This is a genomic window from Vibrio lentus, from assembly GCF_002875945.1.
GTDB classification, from domain to species: domain Bacteria; phylum Pseudomonadota; class Gammaproteobacteria; order Enterobacterales; family Vibrionaceae; genus Vibrio; species Vibrio apostichopi.
This window is the reverse complement of record NZ_MCZK01000097.1, coordinates 252,422-269,696: the sequence shown is the minus strand read 5'-3', so window position 1 is coordinate 269,696 and position 17,275 is coordinate 252,422. Positions and strand designations below refer to the sequence as shown.

Sequence of the window (17,275 nt, the reverse complement as noted above, 5' to 3'; positions counted from 1 at the left end):
AGTTCATTGAAATCAATTTTGTTACCGAAGTAACTGTTACTACGCTCTTTCGAAAAAGAACCAATAACGTTTTGATATTCATCAACGAGTGCCCACACAGATTGATAGGTTTAAATTGTTAAAGAGCTTTACTTATTGAGCCTTCCTTTTAGTAAGGAGCCTCTCTAAGTGGACGGCCATTCTAGCGAATTGGGTTCCAGTGTCAAACACTTTTTCCAGCTAATTTTTCAAAGCATCTTAAATGCTTAATGTCGTCTCGTTACTTAGTTCAAACCGCTTGGTTATCCCTGGCAACGGAGGCGCATTATAGAGAGAATCCCCCTTTGCACAAGACCAAAAACGAAAAAAAACCGCCGTAGGCGATCGTTCGGACACTATTCACACAAAGCGTTCAAAATAGGTACGATTAAGCCTTAGTTTCGGCTAATCGTACCTATTATTCATAGATTGATTATTGGTGAGCAATAATTCGGTCGTTATTCACTAATAGCTGTACTTTCTTATCTGGATTTATTTTTCCAGCCAGTATCGCTTTCGCTAACGGGTTCTCAACAGTTTGTTGAATTGCTCTTTTAAGAGGCCTTGCACCATATACAGGATCAAAACCAACTTGAGAGATTAGCTTGAGCGCTTTTTCTGAAACTTCGAGTTCATAACCATTATCTTCCATTCGCTTTTTCAAATGCTCAAGCTGAATAGCAGCAATTGACTCGATATGCTCTTGGCCTAATGGATGGAACACGACACTTTCATCAACACGGTTCAAAAACTCAGGTCGGAAATGTTTACCCACCACTTCCATAACCTCATTTTTAATCCCTTGGTAATCCAATGTATTGAAGTTCTCTTGAATACGCGTTGAACCTAGATTCGATGTCATGATTACCACGGTATTTCTAAAATCGACCGTGCGACCTTGTCCGTCAGTTAGTCGTCCATCATCTAAAACCTGCAATAGAATATTGAAAACATCTGGGTGTGCTTTCTCTACCTCATCAAGCAGAATGACAGAATAAGGTTTTCGACGAACGGCTTCAGTTAAGTATCCACCTTCTTCATAACCCACATAACCCGGAGGAGCACCAACTAAACGAGCAACAGAGTGCTTCTCCATAAACTCAGACATATCGATACGCACCATGGCATCTTCACTATCGAACATAAAGTTCGCCAATGTTTTACACAGTTCCGTTTTACCGACACCTGTTGGCCCTAAGAACAAGAACGAACCAATTGGTTTATTAGGATCAGACAAACCAGCACGGCTACGACGAATCGCATTCGATACTACTTCGACCGCTTCCGCTTGACCGATAACCCGCTTATGCAGAACACCTTCCATTTTCAGAAGCTTCTCTTTCTCTGCTTCTAGCATTTTGGAAACCGGGATGCCGGTTTGCTTTGAAAGAACATCGGCAATCTCAGCGTCAGTCACCTTGTTACGTAACAAGGTCATTTCTTGCATTTCAGCTTGAGTCGCAAGATCTAACTGCTTCTCCAATTCTGGGATTCGACCATATTGCAATTCAGACATACGGTTAAGATCACCAGCACGTCGTGCAAAATCCATATCCATCCGAGCTTGTTCTAACTCTGACTTGATATGTTGCGTACCAGACAAAGCCGCTTTTTCAGCGTTCCAAACTTCTTCGAGCTCTGCGAAGTCGCGCTCTTTCTCAGAAAGTTCGCTTTGTAGCGTACGAAGGCGTTTTTCACTGGCCTCATCATTTTCATTCGTCAAAGCTTGTTGCTCGATCTTCAACTGAATGATTTTGCGCTCTAACTTATCTAGTGACTCAGGTTTTGAATCTATCTGCATTCGAATACTCGAAGCCGCTTCATCAATGAGATCAATCGCCTTATCTGGTAACTGACGATCTGAAACATATCGGTGAGATAACGTTGCTGCAGCTACGATAGCAGGATCGGTAATTTCTACATGATGGTGAAGTTCATAACGCTCTTTCAAACCACGAAGAATAGCGACTGTGTCTTCAACGGTTGGTTCATCCACGATCACTTTTTGGAATCGACGTTCTAACGCAGGGTCTTTCTCTATATATTGGCGATACTCATCGAGCGTTGTTGCGCCGACACAATGCAGTTCACCACGAGCTAATGCTGGTTTCAGCATGTTACCCGCATCCATAGAGCCTTCGCCTTTGCCTGCACCGACCATCGTATGAATTTCATCGATAAAGAGAATGACATTGCCTTCTTCTTTCGATAATTCATTAAGCACCGATTTTAGACGCTCTTCGAATTCACCACGATATTTAGCACCCGCCACCAATGAGCCCATATCTAATGAAAGCACTCTTCGGCCTCTTAAGCCTTCAGGAACTTCATTATTAATAATGCGCTGAGCCAAACCTTCGACAATCGCAGTTTTACCTACGCCAGGTTGGCCGATAATGACAGGGTTGTTCTTAGTTCGACGTTGAAGGACTTGAATCGTGCGACGAATTTCATCATCACGACCGATCACAGGATCTAGTTTGCCTTGCTCTGCTCTTTCAGTCAGATCAATGGTGAACTTCTCTAATGCTTGGCGTCTATCTTCCGCATTCGGGTCATCAACTTTTTGACCACCGCGAACTTGCTCGATAGCTTGAGATAGTTTTTGCTCAGTAAGACCTAGCTCTTTAAGTAAGTTTCCTAAAGGACCTTTGTCTTCAATTGCAGCGAGTAGGAATACTTCTGAAGATATGTAACTGTCTTGACGCTTTTGCGCGACCTTGTCACATAGATTGAATAGCGTTCCCATTGCGTTAGAGAGCTGAACATCACCACCGATACCACTAACTTTTGGCACTCGGTCTAATATTTCGCTTAATTTAGAACGCAATTGAACCACGTCAATATTCAGCATGGTGAGCAATGGACGAATCGCACTGCCATCTTGATTTAACAAAGACACCATTAGGTGTACAGGTTCTATATATTGGTGATCACGACCTAATGCGAGCGACTGAGCATCAGATATCGCAATTTGGAATTTACTAGTGAATCGATCGAGACGCATGCCAACCTTCCTACTCTTAGATATGTTTATCTTATGGTTAGAAGATGGATACGGTAACGCGGATTTTCAAGGGATAATAATGAAGAATAGAGCTGATATGAAAATATAAATGAGCTGGATGAGTGGTTGTGCTAGTCAGAGACTACTCTAGCCAAATAAATGTCGCCTGACGCCCAGTAATACCATCACGACGATAAGAATAGAAAGCATCTGAATCTGCGTATGTACATAGATTCGAATCTGTCACCGAAGTCACGCCAACTTTCATTAATCGTTGAGTCGCAAGTTGAGACATATTTGCTAACCACTTGCCCGGTTCAGATTTGGCTTTAAATGCTAATTTCGCTTGAGGGTCAAAACGAACAAAAGCGTCCAATACATCGTTGCCAACCTCAAATGCATCTTTACCAATTGCAGGACCAAGCCACGCAATGATCGAGTGTTCTGAATCTAGGTTTGAAAACTTTGCGACGGCATTTTCAAGAATGCCACCAGCAAGACCACGCCAACCCGCATGAACTGCAGCAACTTGAGTGCCTTTGGTATCGGTAAGGATGACCGGTAAGCAATCGGCAGTCATCGCAGAACAAACAACACCCGTTGCAGTGGTAAATGCACCATCCGCATCAAGCACATTCGCCACAGGTTCTAAAACCGTAACGACATCCGTTGAGTGAGTCTGATTTAACCATACCGGAGCAGTAGGCATCTTAGATTGTTGCTTTAGCCACGCTCGATTGCTTTCAACAAGCGAAGCATCATCCCCAACGTGCATACCGAGGTTTAAGCCTTGATAAGCACCTGTAGAACAACCATCAAAACGAGTCGAAGCAAATGCTTTCACGTTTCTTGGTGCATTCCAGTCAGGGATGATCATTGACACGATTAAATGTCGTCTTCTATGTTTTCGCGAGCATCAACACGCAACGCTTCAGCCATCACAACCATGTCGTTTGGCACAGGTGCGTGGAACTCAACTTCTTCACCAGTAATAGGGTGAACAAATTTCAGCATAACCGCGTGTAACGCTTGGCGATCAAAAGAACGAATCATTGTCGTCAGCTCTTCAGATGCACCTTTTGGAATACGTGCACGACCACCGTACGCAATATCACCTAACAGCGGGTGCTGAAGGTATGACATGTGAACACGGATTTGGTGAGTACGACCCGTTTCTAGACGCAGACGAATTCGAGTATGTTCGCGGAAGTGCTCCGCAACACGGTAGTGAGTTACCGCAGGCTTACCCAATTCATTAACGTCCATTAACGTACGCTTAGTTGCATGACGGCTAATGCCTTTCTCAACAACACCACCCGCAGTCATTTTGCCAATTGCAATTGCTTCATATTCACGAGTAATACGACGTTTAGCAAGAGCACGCACAAGACGAGTTTGAGCTGGAACCGTTTTAGCCACAACCATAAGACCTGTTGTGTCTTTATCAAGACGGTGCACAATACCCGCACGAGGTACTTCAGCAATTTGAGGGTAATGGAAAAGCAATGCGTTTAGTATGGTTCCATCCGGCGTACCTGCACCTGGGTGTACAACCAGATCGCGAGGTTTATTGATAACCAATAAATCATCATCTTCATAGACAATGTCTAACGGAATATCTTGTGCTTCCCAGCGCTCTTCATCCGCAAGCTCCGCTTGTAAGATGATCGCTTCACCGCCCAAAACTATTGTGCGCGGTTTAGTGATAACTTCGCCATCCACTTGGATTTTGCCGTCAAGAAGCCACTCTTTAATACGAGAGCGAGAAAAATCGGTAAATAGTTCAGCGACAGCTTGGTCTAAACGTTGACCTAACTGGCTGCTTTTTACTGTGTCTGTTAATGTTATCTGCTGAGCCATATCGAACTTTTTTAAAAACCGTGAGACTAATACCCATTAGTATGGATAAAATAGAATAATTGCATCATTGTATCTGTTACTGGTTAGAAAGTAACGGAAGCTTACGAAATATTTAATTCAAGGAATCGACGCCTGACATGAAACACCTTACTTTATCGGGTCTATTAGCCGTATCACTCTTAGTTGGCTGTTCAAGTAGTGAAGAAATAGTACCGGATGTACCGCCATCGGTTCTTTACTCTGACGCCCAAGAATCACTGCAAAGTGGTAGCTGGCTTTCTGCAATCGAAAAGCTAGAAGCCTTAGACTCTCGTTACCCATTCGGCGCCTATTCTGAACAAGTACAACTGGATCTGATTTACGCGTACTACAAAAATGATGACTTGGCGTTAGGCCTTGCCACCATTTCACGATTCCTACGCTTAAACCCAACTCATGAAAAACAGGATTGGGTTCTTTACATGCGTGGCCTTACACACATGGCTCAAGATCGAAACTTCATGCACGATATTTTTAATATCGACCGTAGCGACCGAGATCCAGAACCAGTGAAGCTAGCGTTTGCTGATTTCAAACGACTGTTAGAACGTTTCCCTGCAAGCCCATACGCTGAAGATGCACAAAAACGCATGTTCGCACTGAAAAACCGCCTAGCGGAGTATGACTTAGCAACAGCTGATTTTTACCTGCGCCGTGAAGCGTGGATTGCAGCTGTGAATCGTTCACAGGAATTACAAAAGACTTACCCTGACACCATTGCAGCGCGTAAATCTCTGAAAATACAGTTAGAAGCCTACGAGCAGCTTGGATTAGAAGACGCAGTGAAAAGAACAGAAGCCTTGATTGAGCTTAACCCACTGCCTTAGCCAACGAATCACACTCGTTGTTTACTAAAACAATCACTTCAAAATCGCGCTAATTTGTTAGCGCGATTTTTTTTGAACTTCGTCTGGTAAACTTGATGAATGGCAGCATAAGCAGTATCTTCAATAGATAACTTTTAACAAAACATCAACATGGAGTGTGGATGTGAGCAGGATGTTATTATTTATCTGGATCGGGTTATTTAGCCCACTTTCCAACGCATTAGAACTATCCCCATTGAGCAATCAGCCTTACATGGGCGACTTAGACGTACTCAAAACAAAAGGAACAGTGAGAGTATTGGTATCGGCTGATCTCGGTTTTTACTACATAGAAGATGGCAAGCCAAAAGGTATTGTGGCAGAAATGCTCTATCACTTTGAGAAAAGCCTTCGCAAGAAACACCCCTATCTTAATGTGCAAATCATTCCGGTTCAGCGAGATGATCTCCTTCCTTCACTAGAATCTGGATACGGGGATGTCGCGGTAGCAAACCTCACGATTACCGATAAACGATTAAGCGTAATCGACTTTTCCGATCCGATGATCAAAGACGGACAAGAACTCATTATTACCGGAAAAAACTCAGACCCTATTACCGAAATCAAGCAATTGAGCGGCAAAGAAGTGTGGATCCGTGCAAGCTCGAGTTACTTCGAGAGTGTGCAAAAAGTGAATAAAGAGCTCAATAAAATGGGCCTGCCACCACTGCATGTTCATTTTATCGAAGAGTCGCTGCAAGACTATGAGCTAATAGAGCTCGTTAACCAAGGTTATATCCAAGGAACGATCCTAGATAGCCACAAGGCGAAACTCTGGACTGATGTGATGGAGAACATACAGGTGCATACTGAGTTGCCGCTGCGTGAAAACAGTCAAATAGCTTGGGCACTGAGAAAGGATAGCCCTCTTCTCAAGAAAGAAATCAACAAGTACGTCAAGAAAGCCCGATCAGGTACTTTACTGGGCAACGTGATCTACCAAAAATATATCGATAATACACGTTGGTTAGGTCGAGCTCTCAATCCAAACAAAGTCGACAGGGTTGCCAAGCTCGCTGACGTATTTGAGAAATACTCCAGCAAGTACGAATTTGATCCTTTGATGATGTCTGCTCAAGGGTTTCAAGAGTCAGGGCTCGATCAGAGTCAAGTCTCTCATCGTGGGGCGATTGGCGTCATGCAGGTTTTACCAAGTACGGCCAAAGACAAAAACGTTAATATCAAAAATATTCACAAAGTGGATAACAACATCCATGCCGGTGTAAAATATATGCGTTTTATCAAAGACCGATATTTTAATGACCCTGCCATAACGGCTGACAACCAGATCTATTTTACGTTGGCGTCTTATAACGCAGGCCCAGCTAAAATAAGAAAAATGAGATCCCTCGCGAAGAAGAAAGGCTACAACCCTAACATCTGGTTTAAAAACGTCGAAATCGTTACGCGAAAGTATGTTAGTAAAGAACCCGTCACGTATGTCGCCAACATCAATCGCTACTTTGTTATTTATAAACAATTGGCGGCGATTAATGCCACTCGAGAGAACGGAACAGCAAGGCTACTGCAAACCAACGACTAGCCGCTATTTATCACTATGTACTTAAGCTGTGAACGCCTAAGGTAAGACTAAAAACACAAAAGCCGCATAAGGAAACTTATGCGGCTTTTGCTTATCAAATTCGGATAGTTCTTTGGTGTGACTTAAATCACGAAAGTATATTGCGTAAATTTTCATCAAACACTTTCAAAAAGCTGTAGGACGCCCCTAAAAACTGGTTTAATTTTTAGCGAAGCCTTGCCTCCAACTTATCGTTTTTCATAGGGATAACAAGCATTTTTCGACAAAAAGATACCAAGACTTGCGTGAGATCACATTTGATTTTAATGCTTCTCCCACCCAACCAAAATAAGATCTAGATCACATTCTTTATTCCTAAAAGTCGTAATCTGAAGTTAACCCATGAGGGATACAACAGAGGAAAACTTCTATGAAAATGAACATCACTGGTAAAAATATCGACATTACCTCTGCAATCCGTGATCACATAGAAAGCAAATTTAAAAAGCTGGATAAATGGCAAGTAGACATCATTGGCTGCCAAGCGAGCTTTAGCGAAGAACCAAACAAGAAGAAAAAATTCGAAGCCGTTCTAACGGTGCCAAAAGGACAACTTGTTGCTTCATCAATCCATGACGACCTCTACGTAGCTATCAACGAAGTAGAACAAAAGCTAGAGCGTCAACTCAACAAGCTACGTCATAAACCTGAAGCGCGCCGCGCTGAAAAGCCTGAAATCGAAGAGCTAGAAGCTGAAGTAGAATAAGGAAAAAGAACAGATTAAAAAATAGCGCCTTAGGGCGCTATTTTTTTGCTTGACGCTTGTTGCTCGCTTGCTTATTGTGTTTAAACATTCATAAAACAATCACTTTTTATGCACACTCAATCTTTGTTTATTTTTGACTTCTTTTTTCTTCCGTAAATCGGAGGCTGAGTCGTTTTAGAAAAACAAGTCAAAAACGAACAAGAAGCCTCCCACACTAGGGAGGCTTTTTTATAAGGACACATTTATGACTGACCGCTCAATTTCACTGGATGATATCCGCCTTCGTCTCAATGATTTAGATGACGAACTGCTGAGTTTACTTTCAGAACGCCGCAAACTCAGTATTGAAGTTGCAAAAAGTAAAGTAGAGACATCAAAGCCTGTACGCGATGCCGTTCGTGAGCAGCAGCTTCTGGTTAAGCTGATTAACAACGGTAAAGATAAATACGAGCTTGATGCGCAGTACATTACTAAGCTGTTTCATACCATCATTGAAGATTCGGTTCTGCTGCAACAGTCATACCTGCAAAACCTTGCGAATCCACAAAGCCGTAAGCCACTGGCTCGCGTTGCGTTCTTAGGCTCTAAAGGTTCATATTCTCATCTTGCTAGCCGTGAATACTTCAGCCGCAAGAATATGGAATTGATAGAGCTTAACTGCAATCATTTCAAAGAAGTCGCATCGACGGTGGAATCTGGTCATGCCGATTACGGTGTACTGCCGATTGAGAACACCAGTTCTGGTTCAATCAACGAAGTTTACGATCTTCTGCAACATACAACGCTCTACATCGTGGGTGAACTGTCTCAGCCTATTGAACACTGCTTAGTTGCTAAAAATGACATTCGATTAGAAAACATTAAGACGCTTTATTCGCACCCACAACCTCATCAGCAATGCAGTGAGTTCTTGAGTCGCCTTAAAGGTGTAAGCCTTGAATCTTGTGCAAGCACCGCTGACGCAATGAAGAAAGTGAAAGAACTGGATAGTGATGATGTAGCGGCCATTGGTAACGCTTCAAGTGGCAAACTGTATGGACTTCAAGCAATACAAGGCAACATTGCTAATCAAACCGAGAACCATACTCGCTTCATCGTTGTGGCGCGTAAACCGGTTGAAGTCTCAACTCAGATCCCAGCAAAAACGACACTTATCATGTCGACCTCTCAAGAAGCCGGCTCTTTGGTTGAAACCCTACTGATTCTGCAACGCTTGGGCATCAATATGACGAAACTAGAATCTCGTCCAATTATGGGTAACCCATGGGAAGAGATGTTCTATGTTGATTTAGAAGCACACTTGAATGCGGATAACATGCAGCAAGCAATCACGGAACTGACGGCCATTACTCGCCACTTAAAAGTGCTAGGCTGCTACCCAAGTGAGAACATTAAAGCGACTCAAGTTAAGTTGTCGTAAGTTTAGGTTGCCAAAAGCAATTCGCCTACCATAGGCCAAACAGTAAAAACTAACGCAAACGGAATAACAATCGAACTCAGCAATACGCAAAAATAAGTACTGCTGGCTATGAAATTGTTATTCCGTTAGCTATCTCTTCACACCCCTCTCCTAAAATCATTATCAACATAATAAAACCCCACTAATCATATTTTTATCAATAAAGACAAAACCTTATTGCCTTCACAGGAAATCATCTAACAACGTGTAATTGATAGCGAGCTATCAGTAAGTAACATAAACTTACGCACAAAATTATAAATAGTGTTGTATGTAACAATGAAGCTCAGTACTAAAATATTACTTCTAATAGCCCCTGTTATACTGATTAGTACCGCAGCTTCTAGCTATATCATTTACTCAACGCAGAAAAGCAGCTTCATAAAACGCGAAGACAACGTACTGCAACTGAATATGGAAAAGTTGGCTGGGTATTTTCGCCAATCTCGCTCCTTCCTAAATAGTTATTCTTACACTCTTACTAACAGTGACTTGGTTCGACGTTATTTTTTAGTTGATGACAATCCTTATCGCGATCTTGAACTGATCAATAACCTTCAAGAAACCATCCAATTCTTACAAGATGGGGATGAGAGTTTTACTGGGCTAGCACTGCTTGATGGTGAACGAAAGCTCAGTTATTACGCAGACAATAGTAGTGACTCACTCGCGAAAATGGACCCTAAAATTCTTGAGTTTATTGATCGTCAATATCAAAAGACTTTAGAAGAGTCGAGCACCAATTATGTCCAAAACTCTCAAGGCGAAGGGATGTTAGTTCACTACGAAGTGCTCGATAAAAAAACGGTTTCGCCCCCTGTAAGCTATCAACCTAGTGATGTTTTTTTTGTGGTGGTTTCTGTTTCTCTCGATAAATTTAATACATTGCGAAAGCAGATCGAGTTCGACTATCAGACCAGTTTGTTTTTCACGCCAACCGCCATCTCTTTGGAAAATGATTTAACACAGTCAGTGAAGTTGGCACCTGAGCTTTACGCGACGGTCGATCCTGCTCAGTTTCTTTTAAACAATAAGCTCGACTCTATCTGGAATAAACTGAGCCTGTCGTTTGCACTGTCAGCCTTAGTAACGGTTGCCTTACTGCTTATGCTTCTCTCTCGCTGTGTCATTAGCCCAATTTCCAGGCTAGACCGACAATTACAGCAAGTAGAGAAAAAACAAAGAAAGAACATTGAGCGCTTAAAAACAAATGACGAGCTAGGCCGCTTATCGCATCGCTTTTATGACATGTACCAAGAGTTGGATAACACCTATCAACAGACCAAAGTTTTAGCTGAAAATGACCAACTGACTAAGATCGCCAATCGACGTCAATTCCAAACCTTTATTGAGCAATCACTCCCGAAAACAAACTCGAAAACATACACATGGGTACTCTATTTAGATTTAGATAATTTTAAGTTTGTGAACGATAAATATGGTCATCAAATTGGCGACTCGATCTTAGTCTCTTTCGCTCAACGTATTTCCGAAATCGGTGCCCTATACCAAACGGATTACGATGCCCATTGCATGCCAGCTCGACTCTCTGGTGACGAATTCGTTGTTTACATCAATGCACCGGCTCGCCATGGAAATATCGCACATAAGTTTTCAGATACATTATTGGCGCCCCTTCAAAAAGGATTTATTACTGAATCTGGCAACTATCCGATTACGGTCAGTATCGGCATTGCAACCTACCCTAATGACGGTCACTCAATAGAAAAACTGCTCTCAAATGCAGACACGGCTATGTACCAAGCCAAACGAGCCGGTAAGAACCAGTACGCTGATTACTCTTCAGATTTAGACAAAACTATTCAACGACAGGCAAGCATTGAACAGGCTCTGAGACATAAGAACTTTGATGAGGAGTTCAAACTCGTTTATATGCCATACATGGATTCAACAGGAAGTCAGGTCATTGGTGTTGAGGTGCTGTTACGTTGGGACTCGCAACAACTAGGTTCAGTTCCACCCGATGAGTTTATTCCGATTGCCGAACAAACCGGGTTATTCGAACTGGTCGATCGCTGGGTAATCCAACATGCTTTTGCTTCGTTCCATAAGCTTCAAGCTCAGTTTGATCATTCAATTCAGCTCTCTATCAATCTATCTTCTGCAGGAATAGAAACGACTCACCTTGCAGTTTTCATCGGTGAACACGCCAAGATCAATGGTATTCCGCCGAGCTTAATTGATTTTGAAATCACCGAGACCTTCTACTCAAACTCACAAGGGTTTCCATTATTGAACGAGCTCTCTCGAATGGGCTACCGCTTAGCGATTGATGACTTTGGCTCTGGTTACACATCGATAACCCAGTTGGTTCAATATCCGACTCAAAAAATCAAATTGGATAAGGGCTTTTTAGAAACCTTGATCGAAACAGACAATCAGAACATAGTAAAACCAGTGATAAGTTTGTGTCATGCACAAGGAAAGAAGGTCACCGCTGAGGGCATCGAAACCAAACGCATGCATCAATGGTTACAAGAGGCGCAGTGCGATATGCTGCAAGGCTACTATTTTGGCAAACCGATGCCACTTGAAGACCTAAGTGATTGGTACAGAGAACATCAATTGCAATTTAACCACCAACAATAAGAACTCATTCATGAAATCCGTAGTCATTGCATCGCTCAACCCAGCTAAAATCAACGCCGTTAAAAGTGCGTTCTTATCTGCTTTCCCTAATACTGAATTCGAATTCATCGGGGTTAGCGTACCCAGCGGGGTTGCAGATCAACCCATGAGCAATGATGAAACCTATCAAGGTGCAGTGAACCGCGTGAGCAATGCGATCCAAGAGATGCCAAATGCAGACTTTCATGTCGGATTAGAATCTGGAATTGAAGGTAACGTAACCTTTGCTTGGATGATAATTGAAGCAAATGGTCAACGTGGGGAATCTCGTTCGGCAAGCCTGATGCTGCCACCAGTTGTACTTGATAAGCTCCAGTATGCGAATGAGTTAGGGGATGTGATGGATGAAGTCTTCGGAACGGACAACATCAAGCAAAAAGGTGGGGCGATTGGCTTACTGACACACAACCAACTCTCGCGCAGTTCGGTATATCATCAAGCTTTGATCTTAGCGCTTATCCCTTTCGTGAATCCTGAGCACTTTCCCGCTTAGCTTTAAAGACACAGCTTTTCAAAGACACGGTTTTTCAAAGACATGGTTTTCAAAGGTTTAGTTTTAGTTATCTCGTTGAAAGCCTAACCAATACAGCAGAAACAAAAAACGCTAACGGATTGTTAGCGTTTCTATCAAACTTCAGTGCTTAATAAGTAGATCTACTTAAGCAGTAACTCGGCGATGGCCGCTTTCTCTTGTTCAGATTTAGCCTTGAGCTCATTAGAGCCTCTGGTGATCGTCGCAACGCCTACTCCCAGCATTTGACTCACTTGTCGCTGAGACATCTCGCCTTTCATCAATTCACAAAGAATATTAACTCGAGCAACCAAAGCATCGCGTTCATCAGATGTCATCATCATGGTCAACAACAGCTCATGCTGATCTTTTTCAGCGGCTGTTTTTACCAAATCCATTAGTTGTTGCCAATTATCATATTCAGGTTGTGATGCCATATTTATACACTTACTTTTAAATTCTGACTTTAAAGAGTCGCTTAACGATTGAAAGCGTTCAACACTTTATACCGAAACACTCACTGTGATCCAATGTAAAAAGGCAGTAAGTGGAAATGGTTCGCACTCACTGCCTTTAATATTTACTTAGTTTCGGACAAAGCGCCGAGACCTTAGTATTTCGTTTTTGCCTCATGCGGCGCTAAAAACGTTCCCTTCTCGCCCAAGATATCCCGATAGTAAGTCTCAAACATCAAGATGTTCTGAACATAGCCACGAGTCTCCTTGAATGGGATCATTTCGATAAAGGCGTACGCATCTAACTTTTCATCACTGCGTGAACGCCATTGTTTCACTCGGCTCGGACCCGCGTTGTATGCCGCGAAAGCAAAAATACGGTTATTATCATATTGAGACAGCAACCCATCGAGGTAATGACTGCCAATCTCAATGTTCTTGCTCACATCGTAAAGATCATCGCTACCCTGATACTTAATCTGATGCTTCTTCGCCGTATATTGAGCCGTCTTCGGCATGATTTGCATGATACCGCGAGCCCCAACCGGAGAGCGAGCCTCTGAATCCATTGCACTCTCTTGTCTCGCTAAAGACATCAAGGTAATAGGGTCGATATCGTGCTTTTCAGCGTAAAAGTTAAACCACCACTTGTGAGCGACAGGGAAACGTAACGCGATGTTGTCCCACATCTTCGCTGAGATACTCGCCGTCACCGTAAAGTGATTCCAACGCTGTGTCGCAGCATGAGCGGCAAGCATTGATTTCTGATCTTTATCAGTATTGGTTAGTAACCAACGCCATTCACTCTTCGCTGCCGCAATTTTGTCTCGGTCAATCAGCTCGCCAATACGAACCAAAGAGGTGTCGAACGGCTTCACCATTTCGGCATTGTATTTAAGTGTCGACGTGGGATAGCTAACTGGCTTACCTAATTGCTTAGCCGCCGCCACACTGTAGAAATTACGCTGACCCAAAATGTCTGACAGTCGCTTGTTACCTTCAGCAGTATCGCCTAGTGCTATCTCAGCTCGGCCTTGCCAATATTGCCAACGAAGCGAAGCTTGATGTTTATCATCTAAGCGCGCAATCCACTCTTTCAAGCCAGTCCAATCGGCATGTTGGATCGCTAAACGAGCACGTCGCTCAAGCAGCACTTGCTTTGATGAACTCGCGAGCATTTTGTCTCGCCACTCCATCAGCTCTTCAGAGTCGGTATTGATCAAACGGAACGTGAGGTAATCCGCTAACTCTTGAGATTTTTCTTTAGATAACTTTTGAGCTTTCACAACATCATCAAAAATCTCTTGAGCGCTGCTTGCTGACTTCCTTGCCAGTTTCTCAAAACCAAACTCGGTTTGAGCTTGATAAAATTCATTCGCAGGGTGCTTCTTAGCAAACGCGAGCACATTTTCAGGCTTGTTGTACAACGCCTTCATCTGCTTAGCTTGAGCAATTGACTCATCATGATCTAATTGCTTAATCAAATAGGTCATCAGCTTACCGTTACGGCCTTCAAACGCTAATAGCATCCTTTCGAGTATCAGATCATCCGTTCTTAAACCGGCTTTATCCCATCCTTCAAAAAGTGGGTCACAGGCGTCATCAACTCCACTACCACTTAACCAAAGCTGTTTCGCCCCTTTGAAGGCGATCTCTTGATTACCTTGCTCATAATGCGCTCGATAATAGATACATTGGTATTTTTCACCAACTGGCTCTTGGGTTTGAAATTCAAGGATCGTTTGCCACTGCTTTTGAGAGGCTAATGAATCTAAGTAAGGCGCGCGCATACGATTCGAAAATGGCAGCGCTTTATTCTCTTCAATAAAAGCATCGACTTCAGCAGGTGTGCGATCACCTAGGCCGATGAGAAAGGCGCGATAATCCGTGTAAGGCGTTAGAGGGTATGTTTGAATTTTGTTGCGCAGCGCGGAGTAGGCTTTTAGATCTCGGTTGTCCAAAACCTCTTGCGCTCTGTCATAAACATCACGCTGCATTTCAAGCTCAGATGCATTGCTCGCCAAAGCCATCGGAGCCAGTGAAAATGAAGACAAAATTGCCGATGCAGCGACAGCAATTTTCGTATTACCAATGCGGAAAAACATTCGCTCTTTCCTTAGTGCGTGTATGAATACGTGAAGTCTATTTACGCCCGACATCACATCAAATGTAAAGAGTTTGAGTGTAAATATTATTAATATTTAACACTTCGCCTCAGAAGCTCATTAAATATAGTTTTAATGACTAATGTGACAATAATAGGTAAGAATTAGTTCAAGAATGGCTTTTCTGTCCTAGGAGTAACATCTTTGGGGATATTGGTATAAAATAGCAGACAATTTTGAACAATAAATTAGGATCGATCGGCAATGGCTGAATACGTATATACCATGTCTCGGGTGAGCAAAACTGTTCCACCTAAGCGTCAAATTCTTAAAGACATTTCTCTTAGCTTTTTTCCTGGCGCTAAAATCGGTGTTTTGGGTCTAAATGGTTCAGGTAAATCTACCCTACTACGTATCATGGCTGGTATTGATACTGATATTGATGGTGAAGCTCGTGCACAACAAGGCCTTAAAGTCGGTTACCTACCGCAAGAGCCTGTACTAGACGAATCAAAAACAGTGCGTGAAATCGTAGAAGAAGCAGTTTCTGATGTTGCTGACGCACTTAAGCGTATCGATGCTGTTTACGCGGCTTACGCAGAACCAGATGCAGATTTCGATGCTCTTGCTAAAGAACAAGGCGAGCTTGAAGCACTTATCCAAGCAAAAGATGGCCACAACCTAGAGACAGCTCTAGAGCGTGCTGCTGATGCACTCCGTCTTCCTGAGTGGGATGCGAAAATCGAATTCCTATCAGGTGGTGAGCGTCGTCGTGTTGCGATCTGTCGTCTACTTCTAGAGAAGCCAGACATGCTGCTTCTTGATGAACCAACCAACCACTTGGATGCAGAATCAGTGGCTTGGCTTGAGCACTTCCTTGTTGATTACAGCGGTACTGTTGTGGCAATTACCCACGACCGTTACTTCCTAGACAACGCTGCTGGTTGGATTCTTGAGCTTGACCGTGGTGAAGGTATTCCATGGGAAGGTAACTACACATCTTGGCTAGAACAGAAAGATGAGCGTCTGAAGCAAGAGAAATCAGGCGAAAGCGCACGTCAAAAGACCATCGAGAAAGAACTTGAGTGGGTTCGTCAGAATCCTAAAGGCCGTCAGGCTAAGTCTAAAGCTCGTATGGCTCGTTTTGAAGAACTAACGACTGGCCAATACCAGAAGCGTAACGAAACTAACGAACTGTTCATCCCGCCAGGTGAGCGTTTAGGTGACAAGGTACTTGAAGTTAAGAACCTAACTAAGTCATTTGGTGATCGCGTTCTTATCGACGACCTATCGTTCAGCATGCCTAAAGGCGCTATCGTCGGTATCGTTGGTGCCAACGGTGCAGGTAAATCAACACTATTCAAGATGCTAAGCGGCGCAGAACAGCCAGATTCAGGTACAGTTGAATTAGGCGAAACGGTTAAGCTTGCTTCTGTTGATCAGTTCCGTGACAGCATGGATGACACCAAAACAGTATTCCAAGAGATCTCTGAAGGCGCTGATATCATTAAGATCAACAACTTCGAAATCCCTGCTCGTGCATACTGCTCTCGCTTCAACTTCAAAGGCAACGACCAACAGAAAATCATCGGTCAGCTTTCTGGTGGTGAACGTAACCGTGTTCACCTAGCGAAACTGCTAAAAGCGGGCGGTAACGTACTGCTACTCGATGAGCCAACCAATGACCTTGATGTCGAAACTCTACGTGCACTTGAAGAAGCGCTGCTTGAGTTCCCTGGCTGTGCAATGGTTATCTCGCATGACCGTTGGTTCCTTGACCGTATTGCGACCCATATCTTAGACTACCGTGATGAAGGTCAAGTTAACTTCTACGAAGGTAACTATACTGAGTACACAGAGTGGCTGAAGAAGACTCTGGGCGCACAAGCGGCTGAACCGCACCGTATCAAGTACAAGCGTATTACTAAGTAAATTAGCTTGTATTTTGAACAAAGGCCGCGATAATAGCGGCCTTTAATATATCTGGCTTACTATTTACCTATTGATATAGAGAAATT

12 protein-coding genes and 1 other annotated feature are annotated in these 17,275 nt (G+C 43.1%); of the genes, 7 read left to right on the top strand and 5 right to left on the bottom strand.

The features are described 5' to 3' along the window. Positions 1-451: 451 nt before the first annotated feature. The 3 genes from clpB to rluD form a co-directional block, all read right to left on the bottom strand. Positions 452-3,025 (bottom strand): ATP-dependent chaperone ClpB, encoded by a 2,574-nt coding sequence (gene clpB / locus BCT49_RS07525; RefSeq protein ID WP_102434720.1) that lies wholly within the window; start codon positions 3,023-3,025, stop codon positions 452-454. Between the two features lie 142 nt (positions 3,026-3,167). Continuing rightward, entirely contained in the window at positions 3,168-3,902 is a 735-nt protein-coding gene (gene pgeF / locus BCT49_RS07520; RefSeq protein ID WP_102434719.1) for a peptidoglycan editing factor PgeF, read from the bottom strand. An 8-nt stretch (positions 3,903-3,910) separates the two neighbouring features. Next, a complete protein-coding gene (gene rluD, locus BCT49_RS07515; protein ID WP_009848467.1) occupies positions 3,911-4,885 on the bottom strand; it encodes a 23S rRNA pseudouridine(1911/1915/1917) synthase RluD in 975 nt (324 codons plus the stop codon). A 137-nt stretch (positions 4,886-5,022) separates the two neighbouring features. Between rluD and BCT49_RS07510 the strand changes: the two genes are divergently transcribed. The 6 genes from BCT49_RS07510 (at position 5,023) to yjjX (ending at position 12,679) form a co-directional block, all read left to right on the top strand. After that, on the top strand, positions 5,023-5,751 hold the full coding sequence (locus BCT49_RS07510) for an outer membrane protein assembly factor BamD (protein WP_102434718.1): 729 nt from the start codon (positions 5,023-5,025) through the stop codon (positions 5,749-5,751). A 157-nt stretch (positions 5,752-5,908) separates the two neighbouring features. Continuing rightward, the gene (locus tag BCT49_RS07505) at positions 5,909-7,333 is read left to right on the top strand and encodes a lytic transglycosylase F (protein ID WP_339375377.1); all 1,425 of its coding nucleotides are present in this window, start codon (positions 5,909-5,911) and stop codon (positions 7,331-7,333) included. A gap of 409 nt (positions 7,334-7,742) precedes the next feature. Continuing rightward, entirely contained in the window at positions 7,743-8,078 is a 336-nt protein-coding gene (gene hpf / locus BCT49_RS07500) for a ribosome hibernation-promoting factor, HPF/YfiA family (protein WP_004735034.1), read from the top strand. Positions 8,079-8,188: 110 nt separating this feature from the next. Then, positions 8,189-8,310, top strand: a sequence feature (Phe leader region). Positions 8,311-8,322: 12 nt separating this feature from the next. Then, positions 8,323-9,498, top strand: a complete 1,176-nt coding sequence (pheA, locus tag BCT49_RS07495; RefSeq protein ID WP_102434717.1) for a prephenate dehydratase — start codon at positions 8,323-8,325, stop codon at positions 9,496-9,498. A 318-nt stretch (positions 9,499-9,816) separates the two neighbouring features. Continuing rightward, the gene (locus tag BCT49_RS07490; RefSeq protein WP_102434716.1) at positions 9,817-12,147 is read left to right on the top strand and encodes a putative bifunctional diguanylate cyclase/phosphodiesterase; all 2,331 of its coding nucleotides are present in this window, start codon (positions 9,817-9,819) and stop codon (positions 12,145-12,147) included. A 10-nt stretch (positions 12,148-12,157) separates the two neighbouring features. After that, positions 12,158-12,679, top strand: a complete 522-nt coding sequence (gene yjjX, locus BCT49_RS07485) for an inosine/xanthosine triphosphatase (protein ID WP_102434715.1) — start codon at positions 12,158-12,160, stop codon at positions 12,677-12,679. Between the two features lie 161 nt (positions 12,680-12,840). On the opposite strand, the gene trpR is transcribed toward yjjX, so the two are convergent. Beyond that, positions 12,841-13,134 (bottom strand): trp operon repressor, encoded by a 294-nt coding sequence (gene trpR, locus BCT49_RS07480; protein WP_017110512.1) that lies wholly within the window; start codon positions 13,132-13,134, stop codon positions 12,841-12,843. 173 nt (positions 13,135-13,307) lie between these two features. Then, positions 13,308-15,257, bottom strand: a complete 1,950-nt coding sequence (gene sltY, locus BCT49_RS07475; RefSeq protein ID WP_102434714.1) for a murein transglycosylase — start codon at positions 15,255-15,257, stop codon at positions 13,308-13,310. A 264-nt stretch (positions 15,258-15,521) separates the two neighbouring features. Here sltY and ettA point away from each other — a divergent pair, with 264 nt between their 5' ends. Next, positions 15,522-17,189 (top strand): energy-dependent translational throttle protein EttA, encoded by a 1,668-nt coding sequence (gene ettA / locus BCT49_RS07470; RefSeq protein ID WP_017110510.1) that lies wholly within the window; start codon positions 15,522-15,524, stop codon positions 17,187-17,189. The last annotated feature ends 86 nt before the right edge of the window (positions 17,190-17,275 follow it).

What these genes read in the sequence shown, in the direction of transcription:
- clpB (WP_102434720.1), bottom strand. Translation starts at nt 3,025, where the DNA reads ATGCGTCTCGATCGATTCACTAGTAAATTCCAAATTGCGATATCTGAT.
- pgeF (WP_102434719.1), bottom strand. Translation starts at nt 3,902, where the DNA reads ATGATCATCCCTGACTGGAATGCACCAAGAAACGTGAAAGCATTTGCT.
- rluD (WP_009848467.1), bottom strand. Translation starts at nt 4,885, where the DNA reads ATGGCTCAGCAGATAACATTAACAGACACAGTAAAAAGCAGCCAGTTA.
- BCT49_RS07510 (WP_102434718.1), top strand. Translation starts at nt 5,023, where the DNA reads ATGAAACACCTTACTTTATCGGGTCTATTAGCCGTATCACTCTTAGTT.
- hpf (WP_004735034.1), top strand. Translation starts at nt 7,743, where the DNA reads ATGAAAATGAACATCACTGGTAAAAATATCGACATTACCTCTGCAATC.
- pheA (WP_102434717.1), top strand. Translation starts at nt 8,323, where the DNA reads ATGACTGACCGCTCAATTTCACTGGATGATATCCGCCTTCGTCTCAAT.
- BCT49_RS07490 (WP_102434716.1), top strand. Translation starts at nt 9,817, where the DNA reads ATGAAGCTCAGTACTAAAATATTACTTCTAATAGCCCCTGTTATACTG.
- yjjX (WP_102434715.1), top strand. Translation starts at nt 12,158, where the DNA reads ATGAAATCCGTAGTCATTGCATCGCTCAACCCAGCTAAAATCAACGCC.
- trpR (WP_017110512.1), bottom strand. Translation starts at nt 13,134, where the DNA reads ATGGCATCACAACCTGAATATGATAATTGGCAACAACTAATGGATTTG.
- sltY (WP_102434714.1), bottom strand. Translation starts at nt 15,257, where the DNA reads ATGTTTTTCCGCATTGGTAATACGAAAATTGCTGTCGCTGCATCGGCA.
- ettA (WP_017110510.1), top strand. Translation starts at nt 15,522, where the DNA reads ATGGCTGAATACGTATATACCATGTCTCGGGTGAGCAAAACTGTTCCA.